The organism is Micromonospora sp. NPDC005205, assembly GCF_040608275.1.
Classification (GTDB): Bacteria; Actinomycetota; Actinomycetes; order Mycobacteriales; family Micromonosporaceae; genus Micromonospora.
Window position 1 is genome coordinate 1 of sequence record NZ_JBEXHV010000035.1, and the last position, 16,579, is coordinate 16,579.

The 16,579-nt window shown below is 71.3% G+C and carries 14 protein-coding genes; 3 read left to right on the top strand and 11 right to left on the bottom strand.

The features are described from left to right. Nucleotides 1-676: 676 nt before the first annotated feature. The 4 genes from uvrC to rsgA all read right to left on the bottom strand — a co-directional run bounded on the left by uvrC (nt 677) and on the right by rsgA (nt 7,712). Nucleotides 677-2,659 (bottom strand): excinuclease ABC subunit UvrC, encoded by a 1,983-nt coding sequence (uvrC, locus tag ABZU43_RS32625; RefSeq protein WP_355010214.1) that lies wholly within the window; start codon nt 2,657-2,659, stop codon nt 677-679. A 184-nt stretch (nt 2,660-2,843) separates the two neighbouring features. Beyond that, nucleotides 2,844-3,329: a Rieske (2Fe-2S) protein gene (locus tag ABZU43_RS32630; protein WP_355010215.1), complete on the bottom strand. Its 486-nt coding sequence runs from the start codon at nt 3,327-3,329 to the stop codon at nt 2,844-2,846. A gap of 161 nt (nt 3,330-3,490) precedes the next feature. Next, on the bottom strand, nt 3,491-6,436 hold the full coding sequence (uvrA, locus tag ABZU43_RS32635; protein WP_355010216.1) for an excinuclease ABC subunit UvrA: 2,946 nt from the start codon (nt 6,434-6,436) through the stop codon (nt 3,491-3,493). Between the two features lie 205 nt (nt 6,437-6,641). Next, nucleotides 6,642-7,712 (bottom strand): ribosome small subunit-dependent GTPase A, encoded by a 1,071-nt coding sequence (gene rsgA / locus ABZU43_RS32640; protein ID WP_355010217.1) that lies wholly within the window; start codon nt 7,710-7,712, stop codon nt 6,642-6,644. A gap of 178 nt (nt 7,713-7,890) precedes the next feature. On the opposite strand from rsgA, the gene ABZU43_RS32645 reads away from it, so the two are divergent. Together ABZU43_RS32645 and ABZU43_RS32650 are read left to right on the top strand one after the other, a co-directional pair. Then, nucleotides 7,891-8,607 carry a maleylpyruvate isomerase family mycothiol-dependent enzyme gene (locus ABZU43_RS32645; RefSeq protein ID WP_355010218.1) on the top strand — a complete coding sequence of 239 codons (717 nt, stop codon included), beginning with the start codon at nt 7,891-7,893 and terminating at the stop codon, nt 8,605-8,607. 7 nt (nt 8,608-8,614) lie between these two features. Further along, the gene (locus ABZU43_RS32650) at nt 8,615-9,268 is read left to right on the top strand and encodes an MBL fold metallo-hydrolase (RefSeq protein ID WP_355010219.1); all 654 of its coding nucleotides are present in this window, start codon (nt 8,615-8,617) and stop codon (nt 9,266-9,268) included. A gap of 241 nt (nt 9,269-9,509) precedes the next feature. Here ABZU43_RS32650 and ABZU43_RS32655 read toward each other — a convergent pair whose 3' ends face one another. Together ABZU43_RS32655 and ABZU43_RS32660 are read right to left on the bottom strand one after the other, a co-directional pair. Further along, nucleotides 9,510-10,118, bottom strand: a complete 609-nt coding sequence (locus tag ABZU43_RS32655) for a VTT domain-containing protein (RefSeq protein WP_355010220.1) — start codon at nt 10,116-10,118, stop codon at nt 9,510-9,512. A gap of 101 nt (nt 10,119-10,219) precedes the next feature. Then, nucleotides 10,220-10,915, bottom strand: a complete 696-nt coding sequence (locus ABZU43_RS32660) for a 50S ribosomal protein L11 methyltransferase (protein ID WP_355010221.1) — start codon at nt 10,913-10,915, stop codon at nt 10,220-10,222. Between the two features lie 181 nt (nt 10,916-11,096). Between ABZU43_RS32660 and ABZU43_RS32665 the strand changes: the two genes are divergently transcribed. Beyond that, a complete protein-coding gene (locus ABZU43_RS32665; protein ID WP_007462771.1) occupies nt 11,097-11,300 on the top strand; it encodes a cold-shock protein in 204 nt (67 codons plus the stop codon). A gap of 48 nt (nt 11,301-11,348) precedes the next feature. Here ABZU43_RS32665 and ABZU43_RS32670 read toward each other — a convergent pair whose 3' ends face one another. The 5 genes from ABZU43_RS32670 to ABZU43_RS32690 all read right to left on the bottom strand — a co-directional run bounded on the left by ABZU43_RS32670 (nt 11,349) and on the right by ABZU43_RS32690 (nt 16,538). Continuing rightward, a complete protein-coding gene (locus ABZU43_RS32670; protein ID WP_355010222.1) occupies nt 11,349-12,629 on the bottom strand; it encodes an MFS transporter in 1,281 nt (426 codons plus the stop codon). Further along, a complete protein-coding gene (locus ABZU43_RS32675; protein ID WP_355010223.1) occupies nt 12,626-13,201 on the bottom strand; it encodes a helix-turn-helix domain-containing protein in 576 nt (191 codons plus the stop codon). Before ABZU43_RS32675 ends, ABZU43_RS32670 begins: the two co-directional genes overlap by 4 nt. A 107-nt stretch (nt 13,202-13,308) precedes the next feature. Further along, entirely contained in the window at nt 13,309-14,184 is an 876-nt protein-coding gene (locus tag ABZU43_RS32680; RefSeq protein ID WP_355010224.1) for a hypothetical protein, read from the bottom strand. 158 nt (nt 14,185-14,342) lie between these two features. Next, nucleotides 14,343-16,019 (bottom strand): CocE/NonD family hydrolase, encoded by a 1,677-nt coding sequence (locus ABZU43_RS32685; RefSeq protein ID WP_355010225.1) that lies wholly within the window; start codon nt 16,017-16,019, stop codon nt 14,343-14,345. Between the two features lie 3 nt (nt 16,020-16,022). Next, entirely contained in the window at nt 16,023-16,538 is a 516-nt protein-coding gene (locus ABZU43_RS32690; protein ID WP_355010226.1) for a MarR family transcriptional regulator, read from the bottom strand. Nucleotides 16,539-16,579 lie beyond the last annotated feature (41 nt).

Here is a 16,579-nt window from a genome sequence, read left to right on the forward strand (position 1 = left end):
ACGGCCGAAACCGCATGATCCACTCGGGTTCCCTGAAAACGCGGTGTCCCGAAGCCGGAGACCCCCCGACATCACGGAACCCGAGTCGATCATGCTCGCCTGCACCGTTCGTCCGTTGCGCCCCGGACCGGACCGGACCGGGGCGAGGCGAGGCGGGGCGGGGCGGGGTGGGGCGGGTGCGGGGCGGACCGGGGAGTCAGCGCAACGAGGCCACTAAACACCGTGGCGTTAGCGCTGTGGCCGGCGGGTCGAACCGTGCTGGAGAAGGGGCTCCTAGTCGATCACCGTAGGTGGAGCGAGAAGATCGCACCGATCTTGCGCTTTCGGTTGTCGACATGGGTGGAATGTGGCTCGTGTCGGGACAGGAAGTGCAAGATCGCGGAGCAGGAGCAGGAGCAGGAGCAGGAGCAGGAGCAGGAGCGGCGCGGCGCGGCGCGGGCGATCATGGAGTTGTGGTGCCCGGCTTGGCAGTTTGTGGGCGTTTTGTTGCCCACCACAACTGCATGATCGGCGAGGTGGCGCCGGTTGACGAGCAGTCGCTCCGCCTAACGCAATGGCGTTGACATCCAGGAACGAGCACGATCATGGGGGCTGCCGCCCATCACCGGAGCGAGCGAGGACAGCCAGCGCGCCCTGGGTGGCCGCCTCAGGCCCGGCAGCGAGCGAGCGACGGCGCTCAGGTGCTGGGCTTCGCGCCGTCGCCGGCCTTGGTGTCCTTGTCCAGGGCGGCCAGGATCGCCTCGGCGGTGCGCCGCCCCACCCCAGGCACCTCGGTGATCTCGTCGACCGTTGCTGCCGAGAGTCGCTTGAGCGAGCCGAAGTGCCGCAGCAGCGCCTTGCGACGCACCTCGCCCAGGCCGGGTACGTGGTCCAGCGCTGACTCGGTCATCCGCTTGGACCGGCGCTGCCGGTGGAAGGTGATGGCGAACCGGTGGGCCTCGTCACGCACCCGTTGCAGCAGGTAGAGCCCTTCCGAGGTGCGCGGGAGGATGACCGGGAACTCGTCGTCCGGGAGCCACACCTCTTCCAGCCGCTTGGCCAGCCCGCACAGGGCCACGTCGTCGATCCCGAGGTCGGCGAGGGCCTGCGCGGCGGCGGCGACCTGTGGGGCGCCACCGTCGACGACCACCAACTGTGGCGGGTACGCGAATTTCCGTGGCCGGCCGGTGGTCGGATCGATCAGGACACCGACCTGGGGCTCGACCGCGTCCTGGGGGGCGGCCGAGTCGTCGGCCGACTCCACGCCCACCTCACCCGTCTCGGCCTTGGCGTCCAGGTAGCGGGCGAAGCGGCGACGGAGCACCTCGGACATCGCGGAGAGGTCGTCGGTGGCGCCCCGGACGATGAACCGCCGGTACTCGCTCTTGCGGGGCAACCCGTCCTCGAAGACCACCATGCTGGCGACCACGTCGGTGCCCTGGATCTGGGAGATGTCGAAGCACTCGATGCGCAGCGGCGAGGTGCTCATGCCCAGCGCCTCGCTGATCTCGTCCAGTGCCTTGCCCCGGGTGGTCAGGTCACCGGAGCGCTTGAGCTTGTGCCGGGCCAGCGCGTCCTTGGCGTTGCGCTCCACCGTCTCCATCAGTGAGCGTTTGTCGCCACGCTGCGGCACCCGCAGCGACACCCGACTGCCCCGGTGGTTGGAGAGCCACTCGGCCAGCGCGTCGGCGTCCGCGGGCAGCTCGGGGACCAGTAGTTCCCGAGGCACGTCGGCCTCGCCGTGCTCGCCGCCGTACACCTGGGTGCAGAAGTGGTGCACCAGGTCCCCGGTGGTCAGCTCCTCGGTCTTTTCCACCACCCAACCGCGCTGGCCGCGGACCCGGCCGTCGCGGACGTGGAAGACCTGCACAGCCGCCTCGAGCGGGTCGTCGGCGAACGCGACGACGTCCGCGTCGGTGCCGTCGCCGAGCACAACGGTCTGCTTCTCCATGGCCCGGCGCAGCGCGGCCACGTCGTCGCGCAGGCGGGCGGCCCGCTCGAACTCCAGCTGCTCGCTCGCCTCGGTCATCTCACGTTCGATCTTGCGGACCATGGTGTCGGTGCGCCCGGCCATGAAGTCGCAGAACCCGTCGACGATGGCCCGGTGTTCGTCGGCGGAGACGGTGCCCACGCACGGCGCCGAGCACTTGCCGATGTAGCCCAGCAGGCAGGGGCGACCGACCTGGCCGGCCCGTTTGAACACCCCGGCGGAACATGTGCGCGCGGGGAACACGCGCAGCAGCAGGTCGAGGGTCTCCCGGATGGCCCAGGCATGCGAATAGGGACCGAAGTAACGCACGCCCTTGCGCTTGGCGCCGCGCATCACCTGCAGCCGGGGGTACTCCTCGTCGAGGGTGACAGCGAGATAGGGGTACGACTTGTCGTCGCGGTAGCGGACGTTGAACCGCGGGTCGTACTGCTTGATCCAGGTGAACTCCTGCTGGAGAGCCTCGACCTCGGTGCCGACGGTGATCCAGTCCACCGACTCGGCGGTGGTGACCATCTGCCGGGTGCGCTCGTGCAGGTTCCAGACGTCGCCGAAGTAGGAGTTGAGTCGGCTGCGCAGATTTCGCGCCTTGCCGACGTAGATCACCCGGCCGGTGCCGTCGCGAAAGCGGTAGACCCCTGGTAGCTCCGGGATGGTGCCGGGTGCGGGGCGGTAGGTCGAGGGGTCAGCCACGCCAACAAGCCTAGTCCGCAGCACCGACAGCCCACCGCAGGCGTGATCCACTCGGCGCCCCGGAAGTCGGGGTGTCGGCACACCGCTGACACCCCGACTTTCCGAACGCGGATCGATCCTTGCGACGCGGGGCCGACCGGCCGGTCAACGTGCGGACGGGTCAGCCCACCGGCCCCGTGTCGGGTCAGGCCAGCGAGATCTGGTCGCCGGTGACCTTGATCTCCTTGGGCGGCAGCGGCTTGGTGGCCGGGCCGGCCTTCACCGAGCCGTCCTCGATCGAGAACTTGCTGTTGTGGCAGGTGCAGTTGATGGTGCCGCCGTCGACGTTCGTCACCGGGCAGTTCTGGTGCGTACAGATCGGGCTGAAGCCTTTGAACTGGCCGGCCGTGGGCTGGGTGATGACCACGCCCTGGGCGGCGAGGACCTTGCCGCCGCCGACCGGGATGTCGGCGGTGGTGGCCAGCGACTGGGCATCCTGCCGGTCACCGCCGCCAGCGTCGCCGGTGCTGGGTACGGCAGGGCCACCGCTTGTGGGCGCACCGCTGCTGCTGCCGCCGTCGTCACTGCCGCAGGCAGCCAGGACGACGGCCGCGCCGACCGCCCCGACGCCGGTGAGCAGGTTACGACGTGTCTGCGTACCTGGTCCGGTCAGCGCCTGATCGTCACTCATGCCTCGCCTCTCTCTAGCCCGCTGCCGGTCGAAGGCCGGCCACACTTCTCCACACGGGCAACTGTGCCGGATGGTTCACCACGGCATCCGCTCGACCCGACAAATGGGGTGGGGCAGGTCGTCATCCGACCCGCCCCACCCCATCAGCACGCGTAGTGAGGTCAGCGCGCGGCGGCCGGCACCTTGCGGCTGGCCCGCGCCTTGGTCACGCCGTTGGCCTTGGCGGCCCGGGTGGTGGCGGCAGCCGCACCCTTGGCCTTGCCGTCGAGCTTGAGCACCTGGCGCAGGAACTCGCCGGTGTGACTCTCGGCCACCTCGGCGACCTCCTCGGGGGTGCCGGTGGCGAGCACGGTACCGCCACGGTGGCCACCCTCGGGACCCATGTCGATCAGCCAGTCCGCGGTCTTGATCACGTCGAGGTTGTGCTCGATCGTGATCACCGTGTTGCCCTTGTCGACCAGCCCCTCCAGCACCATCAGGAGCTTGCGGATGTCCTCGAAGTGCAGACCGGTGGTCGGCTCGTCGAGCACGTAGACCGTCCGCCCGGTGGAGCGCTTCTGCAACTCGGAGGCGAGCTTGACCCGCTGCGCCTCACCGCCGGAGAGGGTCGGCGCCGGCTGACCGAGGCGGACGTAGCCCAGGCCGACGTCGACCAGGGTCTTCAGGTGCCGGTGGATGGCCGGGATCGCGGAGAAGAACTCGGCGGCCTCCTCGATCGGCATCTCCAGCACGTCCGAGACGGTCTTGCCCTTGTAGTGCACCTCCAGGGTCTCCCGGTTGTACCGGGCGCCCTTGCAGACCTCGCAGGGGACGTACACGTCGGGAAGGAAGTTCATCTCGATCTTGATCGTGCCGTCACCCGAGCACGCCTCGCAGCGCCCGCCCTTGACGTTGAAGGAGAACCGACCCGGGCCGTACCCGCGCACCTTCGCCTCGGTCGTCTCGGCGAAGAGCTTGCGGACGTGGTCCCAGACGCCGGTGTAGGTGGCCGGGTTGGAACGCGGCGTACGGCCGATCGGCGACTGGTCCACGCCGACGACCTTGTCCACGTGCTCCAGCCCGGAGACGCGGGTGTGCCGGCCGGGCACCAGCCGGGCGCCGTTGATCTGGTTGGCCAGCACCGCGTACAGGATGTCGTTGACCAGCGTCGACTTGCCCGAGCCGCTGACCCCGGTGACAGCGATCAGCTGGCCCAGCGGGAACGAGACGGTCAGGTTGCGCAGGTTGTGCTCCCGCGCGCCGTGCACCACCAGCTCGCGGGCCGGGTCCTGCGGCCGGCGGCCCGTCGGCGTCGGGATCGACCGCCGACCGGACAGGTACGCCCCGGTGATCGACTCCTTGTTCTTCAGCAGCGCCGGCACCGAGCCGCTGTGCACGATCTTGCCGCCGTGCTCACCCGCGCCGGGACCGATGTCGACGATCCAGTCGGCGGTGCGGATGGTGTCCTCGTCGTGCTCCACCACGATCAGCGTGTTGCCGAGCCCACGCAGCCGGATCAGGGTCTCGATCAGCCGGTGGTTGTCGCGCTGGTGCAGCCCGATCGACGGCTCGTCGAGCACGTAGAGCACGCCCACCAGGCCGGAGCCGATCTGGGTGGCCAGCCGGATGCGCTGTGCCTCGCCGCCGGAGAGCGTGCCGGCCGGGCGGTCCAGGGAGAGGTAGTCCAGGCCGACGTCGAGCAGGAACCGCAGCCGGGCGTTGATCTCCTTGAGGACCCGCTCGGCGATCATCTTCTGCCGGTCGGTCAGCTCGATACCGGCGAGCAGGTCGGCGCACTCCCCCACGGAGAGGTTGCAGACCTCGGCGATGCTCTTGCCCGCGAGGGTGACCGCGAGGACTTCGGGCTTGAGCCGGGCACCGCCGCAGGCCGCGCACGGCACGTCGCGCATGTAGCCCTCGTACTTGTCGCGGGACCACTCGGACTCGGTGTCGGAGTGCCGGCGCTCGATCCACTGCACCACGCCCTCGAAGCCGGTGTAGTAGGAGCGCTCGCGGCCGTACTTGTTGCGGTAGCGCACGTGAACCTGGTCGTCGGAGCCGTGCAGGATCGTCTTCTGTGCCCGCGCCGGCAACGCCCGCCACGGGGTGTCGATGTCGAAGTGCTGGGCCTCGCCGAGGGCCTCCAGCAGGCGCAGGAAGTATTCCAGGTTGTGCCCGGTGGACCAGGGCTGGATGGCGCCCTCACGCAGGCTGCGCTCCGGGTCGGGGACCAGCAGCTCCGGGTCGACCTCCTTCTTGGTGCCCAGGCCGGTGCACTCCGGGCAGGCGCCGTAGGGCGCGTTGAAGGAGAAGACCCGAGGCTCGAGATCCTCGATGGCGAGCGGGTGGTCGTTGGGGCAGGCCAGGTGCTCGGAGTAGCGGCGCTCGCGGTCCGGGTCGTCCTCGGGAAGGTCGACGAAGTCGAGCAGGACCAGGCCGCTGGACAGGCCCAGGGCGGCCTCGACCGAGTCGGTGAGCCGCTGCTTTGCGCTCGGCTTGACGGTGAGCCGGTCGATCACCACCTCGATGGTGTGCTTCTCCTGCTTCTTGAGCTTCGGCGGCTCGGTCAGCGGGTGCACCACGCCGTCGACCCGGGCCCGGGCGTAGCCCTTGCCCTGGAGCTCGGCGAAGAGGTCGACATATTCGCCCTTGCGGCCACGGATCACCGGGGCGAGCACCATGAACTTGGTGCCCTCGGCCATCGCGAGGACCCGGTCGACGATCTGCTGCGGGCTCTGCCGGGAGATGCGCTCACCACAGACCGGGCAGTGCGGCTCACCGATGCGGGCGTAGAGCAGACGCAGGTAGTCGTAGACCTCGGTGATGGTTCCGACCGTCGAGCGCGGGTTGCGCGAGGTGGATTTCTGGTCGATCGAGACGGCCGGGCTCAGGCCCTCGATGAAGTCGACGTCTGGCTTGTCCATCTGGCCGAGGAACTGCCGGGCGTACGACGAGAGCGACTCGACGTAGCGGCGCTGCCCCTCGGCGAAGATCGTGTCGAAGGCCAGGCTCGACTTGCCCGACCCGGACAGCCCGGTGAACACGATGAGCGCGTCCCGGGGCAGGTCGAGACTGACGTCACGCAGGTTGTGCTCGCGCGCGCCACGGATGATCAGTCGGTCGGCCACGGTGCGTGTACTCCCGGGAGAAGACGAAGCAAAGGATCTGTCCCGCTCTGGGTGGTCTTGAGCGGTCGTGCGGGCGCGGAAAACACGCCTCGGCAACTCTAGCCCCGAGGTACGACACTTTCCCTCGCCCGCACATTCCCCCAGCTCAGCCCGGTCGGCCGCGCCGCCCGGGAGCCCGGTCGGCCGCGCGCCGGCGGGCGCCCGGTCAGTAGCCGCCGGGCGCCGGCGGACGCGCGGCCCGACGCCGGGCCGAACGCCACCCGCCGCGTCGCTCCGCCGCCACCCGGGCCTCCCGCCGTCGGCTCTCGTGGGCCACCTCGCCCTGCAGCCGCCGCCAGCTCTCCCACCGACGGGTGGAGAGCTCGCCGGTGTGCACCGCCTCCCGGACCGCGCAGGCCGGCTCGCCGTCGTGACCGCAGTCGGCGTACCGGCAGCCCTCGGCCAGCCCGGCGATGTCGGCGAACGCCCGATCGAGCCCGGCCGCGCCGTCCAGCAGGCCGACCGCCCGGACACCGGGCGTGTCGATCACCGCACCGCCACCGGGGATCGGTACGAGCGCCCGCCAGGTGGTGGTGTGCCGGCCCTTGCCGTCGACGCGCCGGATCGCCTGGGTGGGCATCATCACCGCCCCGACGAGAGCGTTGACGAGGCTCGACTTGCCAGCACCGGACGGGCCGAGCAGACCGAGCGTGCGGCCGGGCGTCACCTCGGCGCGCAGCGGTGCCAGCCCGAGGCCACGTTCGGCGCTGACCGGCAGCACCGGCACCCCGGGCGCGACGGCGGCCAGCTGGCGGGCCAGCGCGGCCGGGTCGGCCGCGAGGTCCGCCTTGGTCAGTACGACAAGTGGCCGGGCGCCGGACTCGTGGGCCAGGGAGAGCAGCCGCTCGATCCGGCCCACGTCCGGCTCGGGGTGCACCGGCTCCACCACGGCGGCGGCGTCGAGGTTGGCGGCCAGCACCTGACCACTGGCGTCCTTGCCGGCGGTACGTCGGATCAGCGCGCCCCGCCGTGGCAGCACCGCCTCGACGGTGACGCGGCGGTCCGGCCAGTGGGTGAGCAGCACCCAGTCCCCGGCGCAGGGCAGCGCGGACGGGTCCCGGGCGGCGACGGTCAGCACCGCCCCACCCAGACTGGCCCGGACCGGGCCACCTGCGGTGAGCACCGTGCAGACTCCCCGGTCCACCCGGGCCACCCGACCCGGCTGGTTCTCGCCGCGGCGCGCGGCGTACGCCGTCCGCTCGGCATCCCAGCCGAGGGCGGTCAAATCGATAGTCATGGCATCCTCATCGGTGTCGAAGCTGGTGATGGCGGAACACGCGTGCCACGTCCGGCATGATCACCACCTCCGTCCGATGTCCCGGTGCCGCGTCTGCCGCTGACGGTAGGTCGCGCGCCGACGCGCCGAAAGCGATTTCCCCGGCGACGGCGCGACGGCGGACCGCTAGGGTCGACGGGTGACCACGGATCCGCTGTTGCTGATGGGCGAGGTGGACGCGGCCACCAGGCGACTACTGCGTACCGCCGCTTCTTTCGACGCCGCGGACCTGGCCGCCGCGTCGCTGCTGCCGGGCTGGACGCGCGGCCACGTCCTGGCGCACGTGGCGCGCAACGCCGACGGTTTCGTCAACCTGCTCACCGCGGCCCGCACCGGGGCGGCGCTGCCGATGTACGCCTCGCTGGACGCCCGCACCGCCGACATCGAAGCCGGTTCGAGCCGGCCACCGGCCGAGCACCTGGACGACCTGCGACGCACCGCGGACCTGTTCGCCGAGGCGGTCGCGGCGATGCCGGCCGACGCCTGGGCGGCGACGGTGCAGGCGCGTAAGGGTCCCTGGCCGGCGGCGCTGCTGGTATGGGGTCGACTGCGGGAGATCGAGGTGCACCACCTCGATCTGGCCGCCGACTACCGGGCCGCGGACTGGTCGGAGACGTTCGCCCACCGACTGCTGCGGGAGGCGGCCAGTCATCACGCCATGGGGCCGACACCGCCGTCGATGGTGCTGCGCCTCGACGGCAGTGAGCACGAGGTGGTGATCGGGGAACGCGTGGGCGCACCGGTCGTCGCCGGCCCCGCCCCCGACCTCGCCGCCTGGCTGATCGGCCGCGCCGACGGCACCCTGCTCTCCGTCACCCCTGACGGTCCCCTGCCTACTCCACCGGAATGGATATAGAAACGTCATGACATACAGCGGAGACGTCACGCACGGCGGCCCACCGGCGGTTCGGGAGCTGGACGGGCTGACCATCAGCAAGCTGTCGGTGGGTCCGATGGACAACAACGCCTACCTGCTGCGCTGCACGGGCACCGGTGATCAGGTGCTCATCGACGCCGCGAACGAGGCGCCCCGGCTGCTCGAGCTGATCGGTGACGGTGGGCTCACCGCAGTGGTGACGACCCACCAGCACATGGACCACTGGGTGGCGCTGGAGGAGGTCGTCGCCAAGACCGGCGCCCGGACGTTGGTGCACGCCGATGACGCGTCGGGGCTGCCGATCGAGGCGGAGCGGCTGGCCGACGGCGACACCGTGGCGGTCGGCGACTGCGCGTTGGAGGTCATCCACATCAAGGGGCACACCCCGGGTTCGATCGCGCTGCTCTACCGCGACCCGTCCGGCACACCGCACCTCTTCACCGGCGACAGCCTCTTCCCTGGTGGGGTGGGCAACACCGACAAGGACCCGGAGCGCTTCGCGGCGCTGATCGATGACGTCGAGCACAAGCTGTTCGACCAACTCCCGGACGACACCTGGTTCTACCCGGGCCATGGCAAGGACAGCACCCTGGGCGCCGAGCGCCCCGCCCTCCCCCAGTGGAAAGCCAGAGGCTGGTAACCCCCACCACCACCACCAAGATCACCCAACCCACCGACGGCGGCGGCACCCCCGCACAAACCGGAACCACGACGGGGGCGGGGGCCCGCCGTGCCCGGCGCAGGGATCAAGCCTGACCGCCCGGAGCCGGGCACGGCGGGCCCCCGCCCCCACCCACCGCAACCCGGCTCCCGAGCCAGGCACGGCGCGAGCCCCTCACCCACCGCAACCCGGCTCCAGCGACCCCCGGAACGAAGAAAGCTCAGCCAACCACGGAGAACAACCGCCGCCGCGCCCCCAGCAACGCGACGGAGGCCAGCACCAGCCCGACCCCCATCGTGACCAGCAGAGGGCTGGGGTCGCCCGGCAGCAGCGCGGCCACCGACCGCGACGCGGTGCCCAGGGCGAGGTAGAGACCGGCCCAGGCGGCCGCGCCGATCGTCGCGCAGCCGAGAAATCGGCGGTACGACATCCGCAGCCCGCCGGCGGCCAGTGGCAGTAGCGCGTTGAAGACCGGCAGGAACGGCGCGACAACCATCATCCGGCCGCCGCCGCGACGCAGGATTCCTTCGGCCGCTGTCCAGCGGGCCTCGCCGATCCAGCCACCGATGCGGCTGTCGCGCAGTCGGTCGGAGTAGCGACGGCCGACCAGGAAGCTCAGTGACCAGCCGGCCAGGCAACCGATCAGCACCGCGGTGAAGGTGGCCAGCCCGGTGCTCGGGCGGCCGACGCCGACGGCGGCGAGGATCGCGACGTCGCCGGGGACCAGGACACCCAGCAGGGGTACGGCGTCGAAGAGCATGACGAGCCCGAGCGCGCCCATCAGCAGCAGAACCGGTAGTTCTCCGATCTGGGCCAGCCATTGCGTCATGCGTCGACGCTATGGCCGTGGCGCCACTTCGGACCTCCGGTCGTAGCCCCCAGTGACCCCTGGTATCCGCCTCGGGGTCGCCCCTGAGTCGGGGGTGCGCCTCAGTCGGGGCGCAGCACCTGCACGTGGCGTAGCGACGAGTCGACCGACGGTTCGGTGGTGGGTACCGGGTAGTCGGCCAGCACGGTCAGGCGGTCCGTCGGCAGGTGCCCGCGGCCGGGGTCGCCGACCAGCACGTCGGCACCTGCGGCGGCGGCCCGCTGCAGGAAGGGCAGCATCCGGTCGGCCATCGCGCGGTCGTAGAAGACGTCTCCGGCGACGACCAGGTCGACCTTCGCTTCGGTGCTGTCGAGCAGGTCGTCCCCGGTCGCGTCGACGGAGACGTGGTTGGCCCGCGCGTTGAGGGTGACGGCGGCGACGGCGTACGGGTCGATGTCGTTGGCGATCACCTCCGCGGCGCCGGCGAGCGCGGCGGCGATGGCTACCAGCCCGGATCCGGCGGCGAGGTCGAGCACCCGGCGACCGGCGGCCAGCTCCGGGTGGTCCAGGAGGTGGCGGGCCAGGGCCTGTCCCCCGGCCCAGGCGGACGCCCAGTACGGCGCCGGCAGCGCATGTCCGGCGGCGGCCTCCATCCGGGCCCACCAGACGATCGCGTCCTCGGCCAGGTGCAGCCGCACCTCGGGGACGAACGGGGTGGGCATCAACCGGAGCCGGTCCAGACCCGCACCGGGCGCGTGGATCTCGCGTTCCAGCTCGGTCAGCGCGTCGACTGCGGCATCTCTCATCGGCGCAAGCATGCCGCAGCGGCGGTTGGTCGGGGCGGGTTTCACATGCCGCCGCGCGGAGTTCACCCGAGTTCAGTTAAATACCTACGGCACTTCGGCCAGCGGATCGGGGTTTTGCCCGTTACTGTCGAACAGGTACGGGCGATCATCGGCCAGAGGCCGAGGGTCAGCCGCTTTGAACAGGGAGAGATGCATGGCAACCGGCACGGTTAAGTGGTTCAACTCGGAAAAGGGCTTCGGCTTCATCGAGCAGGACGGTGGAGGGCCGGACGTGTTCGTCCACTACTCCGCCATCGCTTCGAGCGGCTACCGGGAGCTCAACGAGGGCCAGAAGGTCGAGTTCGAGGTGACCCAGGGGCAGAAGGGTCCGCAGGCGGACAACGTCCGCCCGATGTAGCTCCGTGCCGGTGACGGCGGCCGGTCTCCGGCCGCCGTCGCAGCGCACTCAAGACGCCGCCGGGGCGGCGGGCAGGTCCCGCCGCCTCCGGATTGGCCCTACCAACAGAATCAACGGGGTGAGCGCCAGCCAGGCGGTCATCACGACAATTGCCGTCTCGACGCCGTAACGTGCGCCGATGGCACCGGCCAGCACGGCCGCCAGCGGGATCGTGCCGTAGTTGAGCAGATGCATGCTCACCGTCACTCGGCCCAGCAGGTGGTGCGGCGTGTAGGTCTGCCGGAAGGCACCCTTGACCACGTTGCCGATGGCCACCCCGAGGCCGATCAGCAGGCCGCCGAGGGCTGGCCAGGCCAGCCCGACGCCGGGTGCGGCGAGCGGGATGAGCAGCGCGGGCGGGCCGGTGAGCGCCGCCGCGATCAGCACTGCCCGTGCGGTGCCGCAGCGCCGGGCCACAGTGGTGGCGAGCAGCGCGCCGATGATCCCGCCGGCGCTCATCACACCGACGAGCCCACCCACCAGGCCCGGTTCGAGACGCAACTCACGTACCAGGAAGACCACCAGGACGGCCTGGTAACCGGTCAGGCCGATGTTGCTGGCCGCGCCGAAGACCGTCAGCACCCGCAGGTACGGGTCTCGGGCGACGAAGCGCAGCCCCTCGGCGATATCGCGGCGCAGTGACCGGGACTGGTCCACTCGGCGAACGCGCGGTTCGACGGTGCGGATCCGCAGCAGGCACACAGCGGAGACCAGAAAGCTGATCGCGTCCAGCAGCAGAGCGGTGACCGCACCGATGAGCTGGGCGATCAGACCTGCGACGCCGGGACCGACGACATAGCTCGCCGTCTGGGCGGCGTGCAGCTTCGCGTTGCCCTCCGGCAGTTGCTCGGGTCGCAGCAGCACCGGCAGGTACACCTGGTCGGCTGTTTCGAAGAAGACACGGGCGACGCCGGCGCTGAGCGCCACCAGGAGCAGGTGCCAGACGGTGAGCCGGTCGAGCGCGGCGGCGAGCGGCACGCTGAGGAAGAGCAGCGCGCGGAACAGGTCGCACGCAACCATCACGGGTCGGCGGGGCAGCCGGTCCACCCACGCGCCAGCCGGCAGGCCGATCAGCAGCCAGGGCAGCCAGGCCGCGGCCGTGAGCACCGCCACCTGGAAGGTGCCGGCGTCCAGGACGGCGACCGCGACCAGCGGAAGCGCGACGGTGGTGACGTTGCTGCCGATGCTGCTGACCGTCTGGCCGGTCCAGAGCAGCCGGAAGTCGCGGTGCCGCAGCAGCCCGCCGGCATGGCGCACGGGGGTCGGGTCGCCGCGGGTGGCGGCGGTCACGGTCGCGCCGGCACGCCGTGGACGAACACGAAGACCGGTCGGCGCTCCGCGTCGTCGTCGGGCAGGTCCCGGTTGGCCCAGCGCGAGAGGATGCCGATCATCTCGCGGCTCAACTCGGCCAGTTCCTCGGGCGTGAGGCGCAGCCAGTGGTCGGTGGAGAACGCGGCGTCGCGCCAGGATGCCTGCTCGGCCTCGTCGGCGGCGTGCCAGGCCCGGGCCAGCGCGACGTGCCGGTCGAGGTTGAGCGAGGTGGCGGCGTCGGCGACCGCGCGGGAGGCCGGGTCGGCGTCGAAGTCGGCGTTGGACCAGCGCAACCCCCGGGTCACCAGGCGCCACCACCGCTCGCGCCGGTCCCGGGCCAATTCGGGCGCCTCGGCGACCAGGTCGGCGGCGGCGAGGACCTTGAGGTGGTGGCTGACGTTCGCGGGGGCCTGGTCGGTGCGCTCGGCGAGCAGCCCGACGGTGGAGGGCCCGTGGACCTTGAACACGTCCATCAGCCGGCGGCGCAGCGGGTGGGACATGGCGGCCAACACCCGGGAGTCGGTGATCTGGCGTACGTCGGGGCTGTTCATGTCGACAGCCTGACATCCGCAACAACTGTTGCGCAACACTTATTGCCCAACAGTCGTTGCGGATTGCGTCAAGAGGGGCGGCCCGGCGGCTACGAACCGCCCCTCGCTCAGGCGACGAGCCGGCGGGCCAACTCGTCGGCCACCTGCTTGGCGATCGTGGGCGGGATCGCGGCAGCGATCTCCTCCGGGGTCAGCCCGGCCAGCACGCCCTGGATGATCGCCTCCTCGTCGGTGAAGTCCCGGTTGGACAACTCCGTCAGTGCGGCCTGCAGGGCGGTGACCTGCAAACCGAGCGACTTCAGGGTCGGGTGGGCCGACCTGAAGTTCGGAACGGTGGCGTCCTCACCCATCGCCATCCGGGTGTAGATCTGCCCGATCGGGTTGCGACCGTCCAGGACGGTTAGGTTCTTGTGGACGGTGGCCAGCCAGTTGTGCTCTTCGGGGGTCATGTCGTCGTCCTCCAGGAGTCCGATGGAACTGAGGTAGCGGCGGAACAGGGGCCGCTGGTCGCGGCCCGCCTTGATGGCGTCGCGAAAGAAGCTGAAGTGGGTGTGCCAACGGTGTGAGCTGTCGCCGGTGGTGCGCTTGCCGAGGCGATCCCACCGCTTCACAGTGCTGCCGTCGGGGCTGTAGATGATCTCCCGGATGTCCCGGGTGTCGGCCGCGTTCGCGGCGCACTGCGCCACGCACCAGACCGAGAAGCTGGGCAGGGTGTTCGATCGGCCACCGGAACGGACATCGAACTGTCCGACGTCCAGTGCCGCCGCGTCGAGGGTCAGCCCGGCCCGGTCCCGAGGCGACTCGACCACCGAGTAGTCGTTGGGGACCACCCGGTCCGATCCGCAGTGGTAGCCGCCCCGGTGGGACGAGTCACCGACGATGCCGACCTCGCCCGGATCCAGGTCGTCGGGCCCGGGAGCGTTGTCGAGGTGAGTGAGGAGCAGACTTCGGACGGCCAGAAGGTTAGCCGGGGCCCGGGTCATGGGGTCCCCCTTTCCGAGAGGCGGGGACCGGGCACGACGTCACACCGCGTACGCGGTGCTGGGCTTCGGGCGAGCCCGGCCTACTGGTGCACGGCGCCGGGCGTTGACTCCACCATAGCCCGCATTTTCGGTAAACGCCCAGCTCAGGAGGGGTCTGTTCAGATTGGAGGTTGGTGCGGGGCAGAGTGGACGATCGGCAGCAGCAGCGCCGAGGGGTGCGCCGGGTCGTGCAGAACCTGCCGCCAACCGGCACGCAGCGTCACCGCCGTGCCGAGCGGCTCTCCGGTGCCGGGGTTGCGCGCCCACCGTGGATGGGCGCCGCCGGAGACCTGCACCCGCAGTCGGTGCCCGGCGGCGAAGCGGTACGCGGTCGGCCAGAGCGGCACCGGAATCCGCAGCGCCCCGGAAGGGTCGGCCGGGAAGCGCTCGGGCGTGACCCGCACCAGACCGTCGCACACGTTCCACGAGCGACCCCGGCGGTCCACGTCGCACAGACGAACGAACACGTCCAGGTAGGGCAGATCGCTGCGCAGGTGGATCTCGGCGCGGACCGGGCCGATCACCTCGACCGGCGCGGCCAGCGGGGCGCTGGTGTAGGTCAGCACGTCGGGGCGGGCCTCGACACGCCGGTTGTCGACCGGGCCGGCCCGTTGGGCGACGAGCAGTGGACCACCGAGCGACGGGGTGGGGTCGGCGGGGTCGTAGCGGAGCGCGTCCGGTGTCGACACGACAGGTGGGCGTGCCGCCAGCGCGCCACCGGGTTGCAGGTGCCAGGCGGTCTGGACCGCCGGGGGTGGCCAGTCCGGCAGGTCCCGCCAGCCGCCACCGGCGCCGCCGACGTGGATGCGCACGGGCGGCCGGGCTGGTCCCGCCGGGCCGCGCGATCGGGTGGTGGCCGGCAGATGCTCGTCGAGCCAGGCCAACCCCTCGCGCAGCGCGCCCACGAACAGTCCAGGGCTGCCGTGCGTCCATGGGCCGATGACCAGGCGCGGCGGTGTGCCGGCGGCGCGCAGCACGGCGTGGTCGTCGAGTTGGGCGGGCAGGAAGATGTCGTGCCAACCGGTGACCATGACCACCGGCGCCCGCACCTTCGCGACCTGGTCGGCGAAGACCCGGGTCCGCCAGTACGCGGCCTGCGGTGTGTGGTGGCGTAGCCACTCCTGGAAGAACGGGATGGTCACGCCGGTGGCCACCCGGTCGGCCTCGGCCAGCGGGAGGTGCTCCAGCGCGGCGGCCAGCCGGGGTTGCCCGCGCTTGAGTTCCCACTGCCGGGCCAGCCACGGCACGGTCTGCGCGTGCAGCAGCTCCGCCCAGGTCAGCACGGTGTCCAGGGCGAAGGACTCCCCCGCGTACGTCGAGTCGCGGGTGGCCGAGGCGGTCACCACCGCGACCATGGCGCGCAGCTCCTCGTCGGCGTCGGCGGCCAGGGCCCACTGGGCGAAGCCCTGGTAGCTGACCCCGAACATGCCGAGCTGCCCGGACCACCAGGGCTGGCGACGCAGCCAGTCCAGCGTGTCCGCGCCGTCGTCGCGCTCGTGCACCAGCGGGGCGAACGTTCCACCGGAGCCGCCGGTGCCCCGGCACGACTGGATCACCGCATGTCGACCCCGGGCGGCGAGCAGCCGACCGAGCAGCCGCAGCGGCCCACCCCGCCCATAGGGGGTGCGGATCAGCACGGTCGGCGCACCGCGGACGGCCGGGGCGTAGTGGTCGGTGCGCAGCACCACGCCGTCGCGGGCCCGCACCGCGAGGTCACGGCTGACCCGCACCCGGCCGGGGCGGGTCGGGGTTAGGCGCAGCGCGGCGCTGGCGAGGCGGGTGACGAGGTGCGGCACCGGTCAGCCCGTCGGGCGGCGGGGTGACTCCGGCCGGGTGGCGCGCACCGCGTCGCGGTGCCCGCGCAGCGACTCGCTCATCTCCTCCATGAACCGGTGCACCACCTCCAGCTCGTCCTCGCTGAAGCGGGCCATCACCGTGTCGGTACGGGCGCCCAGCGGCCGGAAGAACTCCATGGCCAGCGTGGCACCCTGATCGGCGTAGTGCAGCAGCACCTTGCGCCGGTCGACGGTGTCCCGGTCGCGGCGGATGTGCCCGGCCCGTTCCAGCCTGTCGATCAGGGCCGTGACCGAGCCGGAGGAGAGGTTCAGCTGCTCGCCGAGACGGCCGGGGGTGATCGGGTCACCGAGCAGCTCGGCGTCCATCACCGCGATCAACGCCTGCAGGTCGGTCGGGTTGAGGCCGTGCAGGTTGGCGAAGGCGTGGCCGACCTGCTGGGCGTCCGCCGTGTACCGCCGGAGGTTGTTGGTGATCTCCGCGGCCAGCTGCTCGCGGCGCGTGTCGCGCCGTCGGTACATGCCGTGAGTCGCCACCTCGCGCCGCTTCTTCCCGTCGTTGA

Coding starts and splice junctions, on each gene's coding strand:
- ABZU43_RS32630 (WP_355010215.1), bottom strand. CDS start 3,329: ATGAGTGACGATCAGGCGCTGACCGGACCAGGTACGCAGACACGTCGT.
- rsgA (WP_355010217.1), bottom strand. CDS start 7,712: ATGACTATCGATTTGACCGCCCTCGGCTGGGATGCCGAGCGGACGGCG.
- ABZU43_RS32650 (WP_355010219.1), top strand. CDS start 8,615: ATGACATACAGCGGAGACGTCACGCACGGCGGCCCACCGGCGGTTCGG.
- ABZU43_RS32655 (WP_355010220.1), bottom strand. CDS start 10,118: ATGACGCAATGGCTGGCCCAGATCGGAGAACTACCGGTTCTGCTGCTG.
- ABZU43_RS32660 (WP_355010221.1), bottom strand. CDS start 10,915: ATGCTTGCGCCGATGAGAGATGCCGCAGTCGACGCGCTGACCGAGCTG.
- ABZU43_RS32665 (WP_007462771.1), top strand. CDS start 11,097: ATGGCAACCGGCACGGTTAAGTGGTTCAACTCGGAAAAGGGCTTCGGC.
- ABZU43_RS32675 (WP_355010223.1), bottom strand. CDS start 13,201: ATGAACAGCCCCGACGTACGCCAGATCACCGACTCCCGGGTGTTGGCC.
- ABZU43_RS32680 (WP_355010224.1), bottom strand. CDS start 14,184: ATGACCCGGGCCCCGGCTAACCTTCTGGCCGTCCGAAGTCTGCTCCTC.
- ABZU43_RS32690 (WP_355010226.1), bottom strand. CDS start 16,538: ATGTACCGACGGCGCGACACGCGCCGCGAGCAGCTGGCCGCGGAGATC.